This is a genomic window from Vibrio sp. (assembly GCF_048266485.1).
In the GTDB taxonomy this organism is placed as follows: domain Bacteria; phylum Pseudomonadota; class Gammaproteobacteria; order Enterobacterales; family Vibrionaceae; genus Vibrio.
Window position 1 is genome coordinate 91491 of the sequence record NZ_JBLWZK010000010.1, and the last position, 19380, is coordinate 110870.

Below are 19380 nucleotides of genomic sequence, written 5' to 3' on the forward strand. Positions count from 1 at the left end.
GAAATATTATGAAAGCATTAACTCTTTCTTTATTGGTTTTACTATTGGGTGCATGTTCAAACCTAGAATCCGATCCACCGCCAATCGCCTTTCATTCAAAAGATTTGAGCGATTCGGATAATGACGGTGTGATTAACGCACGTGATTTATGTGTTAATACTCGTAAAAACGCTATGATTGATAACAATGGATGTCCTACTGTTGTACATTCAGAAGAAGAAAATAAACTACATATTTTATTTGCTAATGATTCAACCGTGATTCCCGCAGCTTATGATAATCAGATTAAGAATATAAGTAACTTCTTAGATAAATATCCAAAAACTCATATTGTTCTTAATGGTTATGCTAGCCCAGTAGGCCCAGCAGAACACAATAAATACCTATCTATACAGCGTGCAGCGAATGTCTATAAAGCCTTGGTTGCAGCAGGTGTCAGCCCTAAACGCATACAAACTATAGGTTACGGTGACAGTGATCCAATTCAAGCAACATCAAGAGAAGAAACTATGACATTAAGTCGTCGTGTTACTGCTTCAGTGGTAGGGATGGATAGCAGCGTAGTAGAAAGCTGGACTATCTATGATCAACGTAAAGATTAAGAAACCTTTTCTCTCTTTTTCGCTTACCGCCTGTCTTTTCTTAATTTTGTTAATCATGTCAGTGAGAGCTTCGGCTCTCACTGCTATTGAACAACAAATCATCACCTTCAGTCATGAACACTTTGGACAACGTGCTGGCTTACGAATAAAAGCATGGCTAGAGCTCACTCATCACTTACAGAGTCACTCCCCCTCTCTACAATTATCTGAAGTGAATAACTTTTTTAATCAATTAGTGTTTATTGATGATATAAAATTATGGGGTGAAGATGATTATTGGGCAACACCAATACAGTTTCTTAATGCTGGCGGTGGAGACTGTGAAGATTTTAGTATTGCCAAATATTATACCCTGCGAGAACTAGGGGTAGATGACGAAAAATTACGATTAATCTATGTAAAATCACTGACATTAAATCAATTTCATATGGTCTTGGCCTATTATGAAACGCCAAGTTCAATGCCTTTAATTTTAGATAATATTGATAGCGAGATAAAACCGGCCAGTCAAAGAAGCGATCTCGTTCCTGTCTATAGTTTTAACGCCACTAACTTATGGATCACAAAGGGAGGCGCTGCCGGAAGCCAATCAATACCGGCTGGTAATATTTCCAATTTAAGTATGTGGCAAAAATTGCGTAAGCGAAGTCAACATGACACTCATCACCCTATTATAAACTTGGATCAATGATGCTATGAGTCTATATAATAAATTCCAAATTTGGTTATCGATAATCTTCTTGATATTAACGACATCAGTTTTTGGCCTACTACTCCACTCTAGCCATACTTACCTGAAAATTCAGCAAAAAATTGAGATGACAAACATGATCAGCGCATTGAATATTGCGCTAACACCATTCATTCATCAAAAAGATAAAGTGGGTTTAGAATCTGTCATAAATGCCTCTTTTGATAGCGGCTTCTACGGCTCTATTACTCTCAAAATAAATAACAACAATACTCAAATTCAACGCAAGGCTCTTAATCAACAATCTGACTCACCAGAATGGTTTCAAAAAATCGCGCCTTTTGAAGAACTAACCGAATCTCGCGTATTAATGGATGGCTGGATGCAAGCAGCCACCTTAACCGTCACCAATAATACGGCAACAAGTTATGACCAACTGTGGTCGCTGACTCTACGCTTACTCACTGCATTTATTATTAATTCAATATTTGCTGCAATCTCGATGATCATCATACTTCGAGTCATGTTCAAGCCATTAAAAAACATACAAAAGCGTGCGAATGAAATTAGTTTAAATAAGTTTGGTGACCCTATTCCTCAAGTCAATACTCGTGAACTCTCTGATGTAATACAAGCAATTAATTACATGAGCAAACAGATTGAATCTCATTACTTACAGTCTGCAGATGAAGTAAGGCGCTTACGTATGCGCGCTTACCAGGATCCTGTTTCTGAGCTAAGTAATCGTGAATATTTCATCACTCAGCTTGAACCATGGTTAACTTCTAACACCCATGATCATTGTGGTCTATGGTTAATGAAAGTTGATATAATTGAAGATGCGTATGAAAATAAAGAATTTGATAAAGCCGATAGCATGGTTAAAGAACTTGCTCAAAAATTAAGTTCTTTAGTTGATGGAAGAAGTACTTTTTCTCGTTTTAGTCGCTCTGAGTTTATTTTGCTGGTTCCTCATTGCCATTATGATTATTTAAACCAAGTTTCAGAGACAGCACTCAATCTCGTGAATGAATGGCAAGCTCACAAGTTAATTGAAGATAACTCAGCATATATTGGGATGATGATCTTACATGAGCAAACAGATATGAGAACGGTTTTCACTCAACTTGATAATGCCCTAACTCAAGCGCGTCAACAAAGCGGCATAAAAGCATTTTTATTTAATAAGAATGCAATTTTGCCAGAATTCACTAAGGGTAAAATTGAATGGCAGAACTTTGTTAAACAAAGTATTGAAAATCAACAAGTCAAAATTCGACTTCAACCGGCGATTAATAAAGAACAACAAATTCTACACTATGAGGCCTTTGCTTATATTGAAGTGGATAATATTATCTACACAGCCAATCATTTTATTACTACGCTAGAAGGTACTGATATAGCCTACCAATTCGATAATCATGTATTAACGCTTGTAAGTAATCAATTGGCTTCTAACCCAAGCAAGTCACCGATTGCAGTTAATATAAGTAAAGATAGCCTTCATAATAGTCAATTTGTTGTCTTCTTAACTCAAATGTTAAAAGCCAACCCCCAACTCAGTGAGATGCTAATATTTGAGCTTCATGAAGTATGCTTCACTAAACATCTTGAAGAAACTAAAGTCATTACTCAATTACTGCTCCAACATTCGTTTAGGTTTGGTATTGATAACTTTGGTCATAGTTTCAACTCTATCGATTACCTACATCAAGTTCAACCAACTTATGTCAAATTGGATTTTGCATATACTAACCAGTTGGAAGATCCAGCTAAATATGATGTTCTAGCTTCCATGACTCGTATCGCCAGTAACTTAGGGATTGGTATGATTGCAACTCATGTAGAGGATTTAAAGCAAATTGAACAATTAGTTGAGCTTGATATTAACTATTTCCAAGGGTTCATAACCGATAAGCTAGAATTAAGCGGACCATAAATAAACAGAAAACCCCCTGACAGAAAATATCAGGGGGTTTCTAGTGCTAGATTATATTGATTAGGGCTTTAGATATTAAGCTCGACTAATCATCAGCCTTTAACACAACATCATCAATAAAGACCTCTGTTTGAAGGGCTATATCACCATTCATGTCGATATTTTCAATACTGTTAAGATGGGTTATTGCATAAACTTCCAATGTTGTGTTACTGCCTGAATTAAAGGCTAATTCCACTTTACGGAAACCATTTGTATCATCGCCATCAGAACCAATATCATCATTGGTAAATGTCTTTGTTCTTATGATGTTGCCAGCTAGAGAACCCACACCCATATCTTTCACACCCAACTCAAGCAAGTTTGGTGACTCATTGCCTTTTTCATCACGATAATAAACCGTCAAAAGGTAATCAGTATCTGGTTCAATATTTGGAATAATTTGGCTTACACCAGGTCCCGCTTGTAGTATTGAGCTTTCATTGATTGAAGGGTAAAACAAACGAAGAGAACCCGGATCACCAGAAGCAGTAATATTCGTTGCCTCAACCGCACCTAAACCTAACTCTGGTGTAGCATGTACCAACCAAGCACCGCTGCTGTTGTTATTTAAAGCAAAACGAGTAAATGCACCATCAGCAACTTTTCCCATAGCGGGTACCGGCGTAGTATTTACAGGTGCTTTATCCGAGTTAGAAGAGCATCCAGCAAGCGCCCCTGCAATAGCTAAAGCTAAGTAAATTTTTCTCATATTATATTCCCTTTCACACGCGATGAAATTGTTAACAAACCAGTCATTTAAGCCAAATTATAGTTAACTAAAATTCATTAGTCATAATTCTTACCATTTTAACGAAATTTATAAGAAATATCTCCTATTATTAGAGATTTGTTATCATTTAAATAAATCATAAACAAGTCAGTTTTTATTCGTTATATTTACAGTAAAGCTCAATAGCACCACTACACTGTATTAAATAACTACCCACAATAAGCACCAAAGGAAATAGCTATGATTCTTAATGCATTTAATTTAGAAGGTAAAGTAGCCATTGTGACTGGCTGCAACACAGGTCTTGGTCAAAGTATGGCATTAGGCCTAGCACAAGCAGGTTGTAACGTAGTGGGTGTTAATCGAACTGCACCAGAAGAAACCATAGAGCTAATGAAAGCAAAAGGTTGTCACTTTCTTGATGTCCGAGCAAACTTATTATCTCTCGATGATATTCCTACTATCATCGAGAAGGCATTGGCTAAATTCGGTAAAATTGACATTTTAGTTAACAACGCGGGAATCATTCGCCGTGAAGATGCTATCGAGTTCTCAGAACAAAACTGGGATGACGTGATGAACATCAACTCTAAAACGGTCTTCTTTATCTCTCAAGCGGTGGCTAAGCAATTTATCACTCAAGGTAATGGTGGCAAGATCATCAACATCGCTTCTATGCTATCTTTCCAAGGTGGAATTCGGGTGCCTTCTTATACTGCTTCCAAAAGTGCACTTATGGGAGTTACGCGTGCAATGGCAAATGAATGGGCAAAATACAACATCAATGTAAACGCGATTGCCCCAGGTTACATGGCCACTAACAATACTGCTGCGCTACGTGACGATGAAGAGCGCAATACTGCGATTCTTGAACGTATTCCCGCGAACCGTTGGGGCAAGCCAGAAGATGTAGTTGGCCCTTGTATATTCTTAGCATCTGATGCTGCAAATTACATCAATGGCCATACGGTTGCTGTTGATGGCGGCTGGTTAGCACGTTAATAGCATTCACGGTATCACGTGGTGAAGGTTACCCAGTTGAGTGTAAGTAACCACAAGTTCGGAAGGCCTCTTTCTAAAATCTCTTGAGGATTCACCCTCAACACATCGTTATTTACAATGCTTTAATTTTCTGTTGTGTTTAGGCATAAATACCCCCATAATTGTATATCTATTGGGGGGTATTTCATTATTTTGGCAGTGTTTTGTTTATCTGGTTTCTAAAATCGGATTAAATACCTAACGCTTGTCCGCCACCGATTTGAATCGTTTCAGCAGTGATGAATGATGCATCTTCGCTTACTAAGAATGCAATCACTGATGCCACTTCTTCTGGTTGACCTAATCGACCAAGCATAATGCTGTCTTTCCAAGAAGCGAAAACTTCTGGCTTAGTTGCTTTAATTTGAGCGTGGAATGGTGTATCAATTGTACCTGGAGAAACAGCATTTACACGGATGCCAGCAGGAGCAAGCTCTTTAGCCAATGCTCGAGTTAAGGTATGCACTGCTCCTTTAGATACACCATAAATACCAGCACCAGGGCCACCGGCATTCCAACCTGCATTTGAAGCGAAATTAATGATTGAACCGCCTTCCGCTTTCTTCAGATATGGGATCGCAGCACGAGAAACAAAGAATGCACTATCAAGGTTAAGCGCCATAACAAAACGGTAGAAGTCCGTTGTCATGTCTTCCATTGGGCTACGACCACCTAGGCCTCCCGCATTGTTAACGACAACATCAAGCTTACCGTATTTTTCACCAATTGCAGTGATGTTTTCAGTAACCGCTTTATCATCAGTTACATCAAAACCATAATATTCAGCTTCAATGCCTAGTTCTTTTAATTCTGCTACTCGCTCAGCGCCTTTGTCATCTTCGATACCGTTAAGGACAACCGTGTAGCCATCAGTACCAAGACGTTTTGCAACTTGAAAACCAATACCGCCAGTTGCGCCAGAAATAAAAGCAATTTTTTTAGACATAGTCATTCTCTCTTTAATCATCCATTTATAAATTTTGCTTGATGAACAAGATTCATCACCAAAACATCTAATCTTATTGTATGACAAATACTGAGGTTTTCAATTTTATTTATCATGGAAAGCTCAAAAATGAGATCTCAGCCAAGTATCCGGTTGACTAAAAAGACACATCTCCTGCTTTAAAATGTTATTTAGGCATCATTATATTGAAATCTAACACTGGTAAGCTTTGGTCACAGTGCATAATTTTTCCTCATGGTAAAAAAGAAATGCTGAGCGAATCCACTCTATTATTAGTGTCAATTTCGTGATCTATGTTGCTTAAGTCACAGAAAGCAACTTTATCCTTCTTCATTTGATTGCTAAACCAAATCCATACCTATAGAATCATCCTACTTAGCTATATAATAATACAATTGGAGAGATATGATGACTAAACCTGTTATTGGTTTTATCGGCCTAGGCCTTATGGGCGGCAACATGGTAGAAAACCTACAAACTCGTGGCTACCAAGTAAATGTAATGGATCTTAATAAAGACGCTGTTGCATCTGTTTTAGCTCGTGGTAACGCAGCAGAAGCATCATCTGGTAAAGAACTTGCTGAAAAAAGTGACATCGTAATGCTTTGCCTAACAACGTCTGAAGTTGTAGAGAAAGTAGTATACGGTGAAGCAGGTATCCTAGCGGGTATGTCTGAAGGCAAAACACTAATCGACTTCGGTACTTCTATCCCCGCGTCTACTAAGAAGATTGGTGCTGATCTTGCGGCCAAAGGCGCAGGTATGATCGATGCTCCTCTTGGTCGTACTCCAGCTCACGCTAAAGATGGTCTACTAAACATCATGGCAGCTGGCGACATGGAAACGTTCAACAAAGTTAAACCCGTTCTTGATGACCAAGGCGAAAACGTATTCCACCTAGGTGCGCTAGGTTCTGGTCACGTAACTAAGCTTGTAAACAATTTCATGGGTATGACTACCGTTGCAACCATGTCTCAAGCATTCGCAGTTGCAAAACGAGCAGGCGTTGACGGCCAGCAATTATTCGACATCATGTCTGCTGGTCCTTCTAACTCTCCGTTCATGCAATTTTGTAAGTTCTACGCAGTAGACGGTGAAGAAAAACTAGGTTTCTCTGTTGCAAACGCAAACAAAGACCTTGGTTACTTCCTTGCACTATGTGAAGAGTTAGGTACAGAGTCTCTAATCGCTCAAGGTACTTCTACAAGTCTACAAGCAGCAGTTGATGCTGGGCTTGGTCAAAACGATGTACCCGTTATCTTTGATTATTTCATGGGTTTGAAAAAGTAATCAATTCATAACGCAATAACTTGATAACACATTTAAGCTGCAATATAAGCGATTATATTGCAGCTTTTTTATGCACCAAGCAAAGGTCGATGCTTACGTTGTTGATAAGTCAATGCCAGCGCTAAGCAATGTTGAATAGCGGCTTCAGGCAATGGTTTTGATAACGACAACACGATAGCTCGGTTCCCCTGAAACTCTAATTCTTCACCATACAACTCTCGGAAGGTATCTATTAACTTAGTTTGGCAATGAAAGAAAAGATAATAATGATTGGGTGATTTCAGTTTCCAGTCCATTCTTATCGGTGTTCCCATCTTGCTACAATAGCTTGGTTCGCCCCATTTCAGCGACTCCTCCACTTCGCCTAACTCTAGATCATAAGCCACTTTAAAGATCAGGCTTCCAACGCTTCTAATCGAATTCGAGCACTTTCAGGATATTCATCAAAACGTTCTTTGTTTAATTTGTTCATTTGATCTCCCTATATAACCTAGTTGCTCAAGATGCAGGTTCCCTTGAGTTTAAATCACTATTTTCATTCACACTTTTTATTAAGCCTTATTATCGCGAATAGTATATACCCAAAGTAATTGGAGTTGCAGTGAGGCGACAAGTGAATGAAGCCCCATGAGTTTAGCTTGTCTAAATGATTGGGGTGAATGAGCGCCGTCAACAAAGCTGCAGCTTCAAGTACGAAGGATATAGACGTAAAAAAGGCACTGAACATAATTGAACAGTGCCATTGAATTTTAAGAGGTATTAATCAGCTAGTAACAAAATTACTTACCTGTGTATTTACCATGTGATTTTTCTAGTTTATAGAATGTCGCTTGAACATAATCATTTAAGTCACCCGTGATATTTTGGTTATATACGCCAGCTTTAAAGTACATATACTTGCCACCCACATCATAACCGCTTTCACTCATATCAACGACTTGTTGCACGTCTTCTTTACCATCACGCTTAACTGTAACTGTTAGAGTATTACCTTTAACTTCAATGCGATAAGTAAATTTCTCACCTAAAGCAATACCATCATCGCCGATTTCGCCCGTCATACCACCAACAAGGTCATAAAACGCATCTGTGCCTTTTAGAGTATTTTCGTGAGCAAAATAAACTGTACCTGTATTTTGGTTTGGCAGTTTACGGTAGTACAAGCGGATTGGTTCATCATCTTGGTCATGGATCTGACCAATAATGAAACGACCTACTTGGCCTGCTTCACCTGTCGTGGTCGTGTGGTCAATTTTTAATGTTGCTTCAAGAACACCATCAACACCGCCAGCTGCTTTTTGATCTTCAACTGGTGCAGAACTAAATACCCAGTTGTTTTTATTTACACCTTTACTTGAAATCGATTCGTCACCTTTACGTAGCATTTCACGCATTTCAGTACGAGCGTACTTAGTGTTTTTCGAAGTACGAACACCTTTAATGAATGATTTAAATACTAAACCACCGTCAGCAGCTGTATAGAATACATCTGGGTGTTCATAACCATTTGCCAAGTTCCATTCAGAAACATCATCAGGACGGCCGTTACCATCGTGGTCAAATGGTTGAGATAAGTACCATTCGGTTAGATCAAAGTTTTCGCTTGGCTTATTACCCGCTTTTGGCGTTGCTGGCAAACCCGTTACCGGAGATAGTGCTCTTCTTGTGTCACATTTAACACTAGTATCACATGGGTAAATCGCTGGTGCACCGAAATTACCTTTACGTAAGTCTTTACGCGCTTCTTTCTGTGCCGCTGCTTTTGCCGCCATTTGAGCGATCATTGCTTGTTCAGCTTTTACCACATCATCAGTAATTACTTCTGAAGTTGGGCAAGAGTTTATTGAACAATTAAGTGCTGCAAATTCAGTCACACTGTTCCAGTCATTACTGCTGTTTCCATGGCCAACATATTTCACATAGCGTGCCTTTACTGGTTCAAAATCAAAACGCTCTAAACCAATTACACGACCTGAGCTCTCTTGATCTTTCAGAACGGGTGTCCAAGTTTTACCATCAACACTCACAAGAACATCAAATTTACTTACTCGTTTATTACCCTTACTGAAAGCCACACGCACGGCATCAAATTCATGAATAGAGCCATAATCAAACATCGCCCATTCACCATCCCCATTTGCAGACCAACGAGTTGTAATATCTTGGTCAAATAGACGGTCTGGACTATTACCATCATGGCTGCTTGCATCAATAGCGGTTGGAGTCAAAATAGCAACACGAGGTCCCTCTTGTTTTGCTGCCATTTCCGCGGTTTTTTGAGCATCGGAACCATTCGATGAACAGCCCATCGCTAATACCACAGATGAAGCCAGCAAGCTTTTTATAAACAAATTTTTCATTTCTACGTCCTTATAAAATGAGATAAAAATCAAAGATTTATTAGTTAATAATTTTATTTATTATATTAATCAAATAAACAAATTAATTATTTCATATTCTTATAATACAAATAAGATCGTAAATATAAAAACGAGAGCAAGATCAGCTATTGCAATAGATTTAAACTCAAAATGTTGGATTAGATCTTAAAATTGAAAATCAAAGAAAATAGATGACTTTTTAGAGAAGAAAAAGGATGTGACAAAGCACAAATTCAGCCAATAAACCGACTATTAAGATTATGATAAAGAAAATGATTTCCTCACTATTTATTCGTGATATTGATGTATAACAGTGGTCATAAGATTAACCAAAGACATTTTTGGATACTGGTGCAGTTTGCTTATTGAAAATATCTTCAATTTTAATTTCGTACTCTTGATTACCAAAAATATTCACCATTTGAGCCAAAAAAAGCTCAGCACAAGATATCGAATCAATTAAAGCATTATGAGCAGGATATGCTGGTAGGTTGTGTTTTAATCGAACATCGGTTAACTGATAACTACAAGTTTCAGGGTGCTGAATGTAAGTTAAACATTTCTCGATTTTTAAAGTATCTACCCACACGATAGGTAATTGGTCAATACCAAATTTTTGTTGTACATAGTGATCAATAAATTGCTTTTCTACCACTGCGCCATGCACCAACACTACTTTACCACGCATCATTTCGAACAGCTTGTCCATGGTTTGGTCAAGTTCATGTCCATTTTCAAGCATTTCAGGCACGATATGATTAATAATAGCACTTTCTGAATTAATCCCCTCCGAACCGGTAAGGTAAACATGCTTTGCCATTTCCACATCAATTTTCGACTTAACCATTGGAACTGTACCAATACTAAGAATCGAACACTTCAGTGGGTTAAGCCCTGTGGTTTCAAAATCTAAAGCTAAAAAGTGTAAAGAATCTACAGGTGTACCCAATTTGGGAACAGGATAAGAAAGTAATTGTCGTAAGCCATCTGGCCATTGGTCATTAATAGAAATACGTTTGCGGGCATCTTCAATTTTAGTCAGAGGATGACCAAATAACTGCGACTTAATATGCTCAAACATCTATTTACCTTATCGAATTATAATACCAATCGTACTATTTATCTGCTCATCCTTGCTTGTTAAAAAGCTCGATAACTTGGTTAAAAAATTTGATTGTAGAATCACTACTTATCGAAAATTTCTGCCTTGTTCTCAAGCCTTTTTCCTACGAAATTTCTGATCATCTAATTAGTGTAATTGGTATAAAAGTATTCATCTTCATTAAACGAACAAAAACCAGCGAGTCAATTCGCTGGCTTTTAATTGTTATATACTCATATAACTTTCTTTATCGCTTAGAGCAGCAACTTACGATTTAGATTTTGCTTCAATTTGAGCATCTTCTACTTTGTTATCTACTGCTTTCACAAGTAATAGACCAACTGCTAATACAATCGCACCACACAAAACAAATACGAAGCGTCCCCATAGTGGGTTTGGAATAACAAACATTGCCATTACACCGATACCTGCAACACTAATTAGTGTACCAAGCATGCGACGTTGTTTGTTATCTAAATTTTGTTGTTCTGTACTTTCGTTTACTAGCGGTGTAGCAAGGTTAGTAAAGAATAAGTCAACATCTTTTTCACGGTGTGGAGCAAGCTTCTTATAGAACAGTGTTGATAACATGAAGAAACCACCAGTGAAGACAATGTGAGCAACTAGACCAATCGCAACTTTCAAGTCAGACCATTCACGCTTAGTCAGTTCTTCTAAGCCAAACCATGCTGAAACGTGCTCTGCAGTGATAACGAAACCTACGTAGTAAGACACAAAGCCACCGACAACTAGCGTACCCCAACCAGCCCAATCTGGAGTCTTACGGATGAAGAAACCAAGGAATGCAGGAATAGTCATTGGGAAGCCAATTAACGCACCAACGTACATCATTGTATCAAACAAGCTCAGACCTTTCAGTGAGTTGATGAACAAGGCAACCATGATAATCGCTAGGCCGAAGAAAGTAGACGTTAGTTTAGAAACAAATACCAATTCTTTTTCAGTTGCATTTTGGCGGAGTACCGCTTGGTAGAAGTTCTTAACAAAGATACCGGAGTTACGGTTTAAGCCTGAGTCCATAGAAGACATAGTTGCAGCAAACATGGCAGCAATCAGTAGGCCAACCATACCGATAGGCATGTATTCTTGCACGAAGTATAGGTAAGCAAAGTCAGCTGCTTTACTACCCGCTTCTGGATAATGTGCTGATAAATCCACACCCTGACCTGCAATGAACCAGCTCGGCATGAACCAAATGATTGGGCCAATGGTCATCAAGATACAAGCTAGAAGTGCTGCTTTACGTGCGTTTTTAGAATCTTTTGCTGCTAAGTAACGATAAGAATTAAGCATGTTGTTGGTAATGCTGAACTGCTTCACGAAGATGAAGAATGCCCAGATACCGAAGATACTTACATAATTAAGATCACCACCAGTCATAAATGATTCTGTTGGGAAATTGTTTACTATGTTAGTTATACCGCCACCTTGAATCATTGCTACAACCGCAGCAGTAACCGTTACTGCCATGATAATAACCATTTGCATGAAGTCAGATGCGATAACCGCCCATGAACCACCCGTTACTGACATGATAAGTACTACCAGACCCGTTAGGATGATTGTAGTATTCATATCAAAACCAAAGATACCAGAAGCAATAATCGCTAGACCATTCAACCAAATACCTGCCGAGATAACACTGTTAGGCATGCTTGACCAAGTAAACACTTGCTCATTGCCACGACCAAAACGCATACGAATGGCCTCAATTACGGTAATAACACGTAATTGACGGAATTTCGGAGCGAAATATACGTAGTTCATTAAATAGCCAAATGCGTTAGCAATAAAGATAATTGCGACTGCAAAACCATCGTTATAAGCTTTACCTGCGGCCCCTGTAAAAGTCCATGCACTAAATTGTGTCATAAATGCAGTAGCACCAACCATCCACCAGAGCATGTTACCACCCCCACGGAAGTAGTCACTGGTGTTACTAGTAAATGTGCGGAACATCCATCCAATTGCGATTAAGAAGAGGAAGTAGATTCCGACAATGGCAGTATTTAAATCAAGTTCCATCGTGATATCCTTTTTTGTAATTTTGATTTCGAAAACAATATAACGAACAAAAAACTCATTTGTAGTACAATATTGCCATTGCGTGACCTTCATCGACTTTCAACCCTACGATTTTGTATGACAAGTGATCTAAGTCAATAAAATCATTACCTACAAACAGACAGATATCTCACCAGCATAATTAAAAATACCTTCAATATAAAAGTTAGTCCTTACCCGCATTACTTATAACCTTATGAAAGCTTAGTCATTAAACAAAAAATTTGTGAAACAAGAAAAATATCAACTCATAAAATTAACGATTAAATTTTATGCAAATACTTTAAAATGATCGAGAGCACACTTTTTAAAATTGGATAACCAAGGACATTATTGAATAATAAAAATTTCTACGTCCTCACATTAAGTCATACAATAATAAGTTACATTATTACCAACTTAATGGCGGAGTATTAATATGAAAAGGATAGTATTAAGTTTAGTAGTTAGCTCATTATTAATGGGTTGTACAATCACTTCTGGTGACGCGACACCAAGTACAACAACCGCCGCTCAAACAGGCGACCTCATTCAAGATGGCCAACTAACAGACTTTAGAGCGAATAGTGGTAGTAGTGATATTTGGATAAAACACGCAGACAAAAATGCAGGCCTTGGTGATGTCGGTAGCTCAAAAGATACCGCCTTTGATGATGAAGGCTCAGCTCGTATACGGTTTATGAGTGCAAATGATGATTTCTCTGCTAAGCCTGGTTTAACCCAAGATATTTCAGGGTTGCAACCTAATACAGATTACACTTTATCTTTCTACTACTACGATAAAAAAGGCAACAACTCTCTTAGCGAATTAGATGTTGGCTTAAAAGATATCTCCGGAAAAGTCATTGCATCCAAAACCCTTCACGCTCGTGATGTCTCACAAAACCCATCGGGCGCAGTTAAAAGTGGATTTAAGTTAACGACTCTAGATTTCAATTCCGGTAGTAATACAAATGCACAAGTCTTCTTATATATGTCAATCACGGATCCAAGCCAAATTGATAAAAATGGTGATATTGGTAAACAAACAGAAGTTCGTGTAGATGAATTCAAAATCACAAAAAATAATCATTTCATAAAATGACTATCGAACAATTTTCTCTAAAAGCTTATAAAATAAAGGTGCTAGAACTAGAAGTTGAATTGTAGAGCCTTATTTTCATCAAAAGAAAACCATTAATTAATTTATTTAGATCACACTTTTCGATCTAATCACCTTAAAAATATGAACGATATAAAATAAGTCGATCTATTTCACATACACCAGCCCATAACTTATTTATATTTTATTTGTATTATTTAATTCTAATAATACAAGTAAGAAAATGAGAATGTGGTTCATTTTACGATCACTTTGCTGACTCATTTCACAGTTACCCATTAGAAACCATAACTACACAGGACGTTGGATATGTTCAAATTAAATAAAGTTTTACTTGCTACTACTGCCGCTCTACTTGCTACAACAGCAGTGAATGTAAATGCTGCTTCTGTTGATATTCGTCATGAGTACAAGCATGAGACTGAATCAAACAATAACCGTATTAAAATCGGCGGCAGCACTTCAACAGACTTAGGTAAACATTACTACAGCGTTGAAATGAAGTTTGCAGGTAGAGATGGGACCTATGGCTTTGATGATTTAGAGCGCGGTGATTCAGAAGTTGTTTACGAATTCAAACACTATGTAACAGACAAATTCTATGTACAACCTGGTATGCCAATTACCATGGGTGATGAGCGTGTAACCTATAAACCACAACTACGTATTGGTTATGAGTTTGATTCAGGGATTACCACTAAACTGCGTTACCGTCATGAGTTCCGCGATTATACTTCATCTAAGGAAAATGGTGAGACATGGCAAAAAAGTAAAGTAACTGCAAACCTAGATTATACGTGGAACAACATGATCCAGCTTGGCTTTGAAGCGAACTATGAGAAAGCACATGAAGGTGATAACTGGATTTTATACAATAACAAAACTTGGAACTACGATTACAACCTAAAAATCGGTTACAAAAACGAAAGCAACTGGCGCCCTTATGTTGAGTTCGGTAACGTAAGTGAAGGCAGTAAAGAAGGTGGTCGTCAATTACGTAGTCGTGTAGGTCTTACTTATAGCTTCTAATCATTTAAGAAGTTATACAATAATTAAAGTCAGGCATATAGTCTGACTTTTTATTATCTAATGATATGGTAAGTTTATCGTTTAAAGTCAAAATTAATCATACAAAACTTAAATAATTAGATTATTAATAATATAAAGCTCAATCTTAACCTCGCTTATAAATTCACCAATAAATATTTAATCTAGAACACCACAAAAATACATTACATACACCATCCCAGGTTACTTTGATAACATCAGTTCTGATTTATTCTAATAATATAAATTATTTACACCAAAAAGGACGCTCCTCAGCGTCCTTTTTAATGCCTCATATTAATTCTCAATTTAATAACTTCACTACCGATAGTTAGAAAGCATTCTTTTCTGCAACTGAGGTTCACTATTCTTATTTAATACCCTACCGATCCAAAGCGCAATTTTGCGGCATCTTGCAAGTCAGCAATAATTCTAAAAGCATCTTTTAAGTGCTGGCGTTCAAAGCTACCAAAGTTATTCGGGTCAATGTAACTATCTGGTGTCACGCCATTTTTTAGTTGTTGTAATTGATGATTATATCGAAATTGAGCAATAAAGTGGTATGAGCCGATAATGTTCTTATAAGCATCTTCACTTAAAATTCCTGCTTCTTTGGCGGCAGAAAAACGACGCTCAGTATTAGATGAATCACACTCAACTGCTAACCCATAAATACGCGCCAAATCGATAATTAAATTAATTGCATACTTTTTAATATTCAATACTTTAGTTTGTTCACCATTTTTTTCTAACACAAAACTATTAAAAATCCCTAGAGGTGGATTGGTATTAACGGCATCACGAACCAATGCCGGCAAGAAGCTATTGTTTTGTTTAATATTCTTATGCATTTCATCGCGGAGCGTTTTAGTTAATTCGCCATTACCATAAATAGAACGAATTTCTAAAAACACACTGATATTGAGTAAACATTCATATTCAGGATTATTTACCCACTTTTTGTAATATTCTTTCCATACTGATAATGGTTGGCACCACTTCGGCGTGGCTGCCATATATTTACCAGTACATAGTGGATAACCACAGCGATCTAAGCCATTTGATACATAAGCACCTAAATGTCTAAAGTAGATTTTATCACTGTCGGTCGCATCATCAGACAAAATTAACGCTGTATCTTGATCAGAAGTAATATTCAATTCATTACGGGCATGTGAGCCAGCGCTAATCCAGTTAAAATCACAAGGCGGTTCGCCCAGTTTATCTAACGCAATCTGAATTAAGCGACGGGTATAAGCATCCATAATCATCGACATCACTTTACCGATGATCTCAGACGATACCTTCCCTTCAACCAAAGCTTCAAATATGGCTTGACGTTCTGAAGTTAATTGGGACAACTCAGATACACTATTGGTGTACTTAATTTTTTCAATCAAGAAGATAGCTTGCATTCGGTGATTTTGTACCAAATGGGTCGTGGTCAATAAACCTACCGCCTGACCATCTTTCACTACTGGAATATTACGTATATTGTATTCCATCATCATAGAAGCGGCTTCAAGGATAAGCGCATCAGGGCTTATCACATAAGGGTCTGGTGTCATCACGGTTTTAATTGGATCTTGCAATGGTGCTTCTAATGCGATTACACGCTTAGTCATATCACGGTCGGTGATCAAACCAACAATGCTGGCATTTTCATACACAACCGCACACGAACAACGCTTTACGATTCGCATTTCATGGGCCACATCTTTTATCGACATGTTGGCGTTAACTACAGCAATCACGCCGCTTGCCACATCTCTTACGCGTTTAATAAACAAGCCTTTATCTTTGTTCGACCACACTACATCATGAGCTGTAGTCAAACGAACATCAGCTTGAGAAGCAAAGTATTCTGCGTATTCAGGCTTGCGTTCAAATAAACGCAATAGTGCTGAATGAGGAATTAAATAAAGTAATGAGTTTTCTATTGCGGCTGCGGTATAGCGATTATCTTCACTGGTAGTCTCGCCAAGGAAGGTAAAACCAAAGATATCGTCTCGCCCTAAACGGGAGCGTAATTGACCATCGAGTTTTCTTTGTTCCATTGCGCCAGTTCGCACAATATAGAGGTATTTTTCCGATAGATCGCCACATGGATCAATGACTTCACCACAACTGATATAAGTAATTTGAACAATGCTCGCAAGCTCTTGAATATCCTCTTTCAATAAATTATTAAAAGGTTCTATAGTCGATATATATTGCTCTATATTGGCAAGAAGTGAGTCATTCATAGATACCCTCTATTTAATATTATTATAATATTTAATTGCTATTAGATTATATACTCAAGTAACTTAGATATAAACCTATAAAAAAAGCAGTGGAATCAACTTCCACTGCTTAAATGATATAACTTTGAGTATCAATAAAACACGAATTACTTAGTTTAACTCTGGTAAACGATGCTTAGATTCTTGCAAGTGGTTTGCAGAAGATGCTCTGGCTTTATCTGCATTACCCGCCATAATGGCTTCGTAAATATCACGGTGTTCTTGCAAACATAACCCACCTTTTTGTGATGAGTGTACAATGAAGTTTTTGTACATTGTCATCAAAATATTACCAAATGGTAAGTAGAAATCATTACCAGTTGAATTAAAAATCAAGTTATGGAAATGCATATCGACTGCTGTCCATTCAGCTTGATCAAAAAACTCTTCTTCTGCTTTAGCTGCAACATCGCACATTCTTTGGAAGGTTTCTGATAACTCAATGCGTTGTTCCACAGTGGCATTTTGCGCAGCAAGTGCACAAGCTTCTGGCTCAATCGCACGACGCAAACCTAAGAATTGATGAAAGAAAGTATCATTATCGATAAGACCATCCATCCACTCAATTAATTGAGGATCAAGAAAATTCCAATTCGCACGTGCAACGACACGAGTGCCAATCTTCGGGCGAGACTCTAATAAACATTTTGAAGTAAGTAGCTTTACCGCTTCACGAAGTGCGGTGCGGCTTACGCCAAACTGCTCACACAAAGCCATTTCACCAGGAATAATTGAGCCTTGCGGTAATTTACCAGATAAAATGCCGCGTGCGATTTCACGTGCAACTTGCACATGCAAGCTACGCTTGGAGCCTGAAATTGAATTAAATTCATTTGTCATCATCATTCTTCTTATATAGATTCTTGTCTTATTTATGGACATTGTATCACTATAACGCCCTTGCTCCAGTATTTAAAAACAAGGTTTAGGTGATATGCGTCACTTATTTATAGATAGCCCCCCTACTTTCAAAATATTGTCCTTCCGTCAGTTTAGATCGAGTTCACATTATTCGTCAATAATAAGCCAATCTACACCTCATAATTTGACGAAAATTGGTAATATTGTATTATTAATATTCTTGAGTTACTAAATACTCGCTTTCATTTAGTTATACGTTCTTAGCGTTGTTCTCAAGATGCCTACTTTATTTGTCTATTACTTTTAAAGTGGTGATAGTTTTTATCACTCGAGTAATTTGACACGTTGGAATTCGCTTTATAGCCAGTGCTTTACTGGCTTTTTTCCATTTTGAGAGAGACCTAATGACCGAAGAAAGTTTCAGTTTCACCCCTATGACCTATCGGCTTAATGTCTATATCGCTCAACAAATTGCTAGCCAAATAATCTGTGGCCAACTACCTGTCGGGTCAAAGCTGCCTAATGAATTAGATTTATGCCAACGATTTGGTGTCAGTCGCACCGCTTTAAGAGAATCCATCAAGTTATTAGCGTCTAAAGGTTTAATTAGCTCTAAACCTAAAGTAGGTACCTTTATCCAACCACGTAAGTACTGGCAATTTTTAGACCGTCAATTACTGGAATGGCTCAAAGACAGTGAAGATCCTCAGCATTTTTTAAAACAATTCTTAGGGTTACGTAAGTCGATTGAACCAGCAGCTTGTGCATTTAGTGCTGAGTTTGCTACTACAGAACAACGCCAGCGCTTAACTACTCACTTCAATGCAATGGAAAAAGCGAGTAAAAATCAAGATGCCGATGCTTGGACGTTGGCAGATCTGAATTTTCATTCTTTGATTTTCCAATCAACTTCAAACGACTTCTTTACTCCTTTTGGTAATGTGTTAACGACGGTTTATCAATGTTTCTTTAACCATACTTCGGTGCGAGGACATTTTTGTATTAAAGAGCATCGTGCAGTTTATCAAGCGATTATAGATAAAGACCCAGCAGCCGCCAGAATGGCTTCTAATATCTTATTGAAAAACAACCATGAGTTGCTGTCGCTAAACCCTGCGTAGACGACTCTTTACTGTTGTAACCATCCATTTGAAGCCCCCATTAAAAAAGCTCATTTCACACTGACATGAAATGAGCTTTTAGTTTTTATATCCT

General features: G+C 37.8%; 15 protein-coding genes and 1 pseudogene. 8 read left to right on the plus strand and 8 right to left on the minus strand.

Features of this window, described 5'->3' with window-relative positions; translation table 11 throughout:
- Positions 1-8: 8 nt before the first annotated feature.
- Genes ACN0T8_RS12140 through ACN0T8_RS12150 form a run of 3 tightly spaced genes read left to right on the plus strand, consistent with a single transcriptional unit; the run spans position 9 to position 3232 of the window.
- On the plus strand, positions 9-602 hold the full coding sequence (locus tag ACN0T8_RS12140; protein WP_417880883.1) for an OmpA family protein: 594 nt from the start codon (positions 9-11) through the stop codon (positions 600-602).
- A complete protein-coding gene (locus ACN0T8_RS12145; RefSeq protein ID WP_417880884.1) occupies positions 583-1293 on the plus strand; it encodes a transglutaminase-like cysteine peptidase in 711 nt (236 codons plus the stop codon). Before ACN0T8_RS12140 ends, ACN0T8_RS12145 begins: the two co-directional genes overlap by 20 nt.
- 4 nt (positions 1294-1297) lie before the next feature.
- The gene (locus tag ACN0T8_RS12150; protein WP_417880885.1) at positions 1298-3232 is read left to right on the plus strand and encodes an EAL domain-containing protein; all 1935 of its coding nucleotides are present in this window, start codon (positions 1298-1300) and stop codon (positions 3230-3232) included.
- A gap of 85 nt (positions 3233-3317) precedes the next feature.
- Here the strand turns inward: ACN0T8_RS12150 and ACN0T8_RS12155 are convergent, their stop codons facing one another.
- On the minus strand, positions 3318-3983 hold the full coding sequence (locus ACN0T8_RS12155; protein ID WP_417880886.1) for a hypothetical protein: 666 nt from the start codon (positions 3981-3983) through the stop codon (positions 3318-3320).
- 261 nt (positions 3984-4244) lie between these two features.
- Between ACN0T8_RS12155 and kduD the strand changes: the two genes are divergently transcribed.
- On the plus strand, positions 4245-5006 hold the full coding sequence (gene kduD, locus ACN0T8_RS12160) for a 2-dehydro-3-deoxy-D-gluconate 5-dehydrogenase KduD (RefSeq protein WP_417880887.1): 762 nt from the start codon (positions 4245-4247) through the stop codon (positions 5004-5006).
- Between the two features lie 229 nt (positions 5007-5235).
- Here kduD and ACN0T8_RS12165 read toward each other — a convergent pair whose 3' ends face one another.
- Positions 5236-5991 carry an SDR family NAD(P)-dependent oxidoreductase gene (locus tag ACN0T8_RS12165; protein WP_417880888.1) on the minus strand — a complete coding sequence of 252 codons (756 nt, stop codon included), beginning with the start codon at positions 5989-5991 and terminating at the stop codon, positions 5236-5238.
- A gap of 429 nt (positions 5992-6420) precedes the next feature.
- On the opposite strand from ACN0T8_RS12165, the gene ACN0T8_RS12170 reads away from it, so the two are divergent.
- Entirely contained in the window at positions 6421-7302 is an 882-nt protein-coding gene (locus tag ACN0T8_RS12170; RefSeq protein ID WP_417880889.1) for an NAD(P)-dependent oxidoreductase, read from the plus strand.
- Positions 7303-7370: 68 nt separating this feature from the next.
- Here ACN0T8_RS12170 and ACN0T8_RS12175 read toward each other — a convergent pair.
- From ACN0T8_RS12175 to ACN0T8_RS12190, 4 genes and pseudogenes are all read right to left on the minus strand, one after another.
- Positions 7371-7774 (minus strand): annotated as a pseudogene (locus ACN0T8_RS12175) (DUF1801 domain-containing protein).
- 307 nt (positions 7775-8081) lie between these two features.
- A complete protein-coding gene (locus tag ACN0T8_RS12180) occupies positions 8082-9662 on the minus strand; it encodes a polysaccharide lyase family 7 protein (protein ID WP_417880890.1) in 1581 nt (526 codons plus the stop codon).
- 346 nt (positions 9663-10008) lie between these two features.
- A complete protein-coding gene (locus ACN0T8_RS12185; RefSeq protein ID WP_417880891.1) occupies positions 10009-10764 on the minus strand; it encodes an exonuclease domain-containing protein in 756 nt (251 codons plus the stop codon).
- 288 nt (positions 10765-11052) lie between these two features.
- Complete coding sequence (locus tag ACN0T8_RS12190; protein ID WP_417880892.1) at positions 11053-12831, minus strand: sodium:solute symporter family transporter; 1779 nt, start codon at positions 12829-12831, stop codon at positions 11053-11055.
- Positions 12832-13288: 457 nt separating this feature from the next.
- On the opposite strand from ACN0T8_RS12190, the gene ACN0T8_RS12195 reads away from it, so the two are divergent.
- Together ACN0T8_RS12195 and ACN0T8_RS12200 are read left to right on the plus strand one after the other, a co-directional pair.
- Positions 13289-13954: a hypothetical protein gene (locus ACN0T8_RS12195; RefSeq protein ID WP_417880893.1), complete on the plus strand. Its 666-nt coding sequence runs from the start codon at positions 13289-13291 to the stop codon at positions 13952-13954.
- A gap of 327 nt (positions 13955-14281) precedes the next feature.
- Positions 14282-15001, plus strand: coding sequence for an oligogalacturonate-specific porin KdgM family protein (locus tag ACN0T8_RS12200; protein WP_417880894.1), 720 nt, complete (start codon positions 14282-14284; stop codon positions 14999-15001).
- Positions 15002-15393: 392 nt separating this feature from the next.
- On the opposite strand, the gene ACN0T8_RS12205 is transcribed toward ACN0T8_RS12200, so the two are convergent.
- Positions 15394-17265 carry a DUF294 nucleotidyltransferase-like domain-containing protein gene (locus ACN0T8_RS12205; protein WP_417880895.1) on the minus strand — a complete coding sequence of 624 codons (1872 nt, stop codon included), beginning with the start codon at positions 17263-17265 and terminating at the stop codon, positions 15394-15396.
- Between the two features lie 150 nt (positions 17266-17415).
- Positions 17416-18144, minus strand: coding sequence for a FadR/GntR family transcriptional regulator (locus tag ACN0T8_RS12210; RefSeq protein ID WP_417880896.1), 729 nt, complete (start codon positions 18142-18144; stop codon positions 17416-17418).
- A 425-nt stretch (positions 18145-18569) separates the two neighbouring features.
- On the opposite strand from ACN0T8_RS12210, the gene ACN0T8_RS12215 reads away from it, so the two are divergent.
- A complete protein-coding gene (locus ACN0T8_RS12215) occupies positions 18570-19286 on the plus strand; it encodes a FadR/GntR family transcriptional regulator (protein WP_417880897.1) in 717 nt (238 codons plus the stop codon).
- Positions 19287-19380 lie beyond the last annotated feature (94 nt).